General features: G+C 68.7%; 1 protein-coding gene. It reads right to left on the reverse strand.

The window, feature by feature from the left end; genetic code table 11:
* The coding region (locus tag ACYP5B_RS53255; protein ID WP_459575578.1) for an RRXRR domain-containing protein at positions 1–283 on the reverse strand (283 nt) is incomplete at its 3' end.
* Between the last annotated feature and the right edge of the window lie 17 nt (positions 284–300).

The following is a 300-nucleotide window of genomic DNA, read 5'->3' on the forward strand; positions in this document are numbered from 1 at the left end:
ACTGCACACGGTGTTGTAGGCTCGGCGCTAGCCAGCCTGCCGGCTTACGGCGGTTGTCGAATCGGGCAGCGCGATACCGCGTCTTCCGCCCGCGTCGCGACCGGCGCATAGCCCTGCGGGCCGTCAGGTTCAGGCTGATCTGCGCGCCGCGGTGTCTCAGTTCCGCTAGCGACAGCACGGCGACACGCCGGCCCGCCTCGCCGTCGCAGGACTCGACCTCACGCACGATGGCCACGCCGGTTCCCTTGCTACCGGGATCGAGTTTAAGACGGACCGGTTGCAGGACGCAGTCCGCTGTCC

It is taken from the genome of Cupriavidus sp. 8B, from assembly GCF_054589115.1.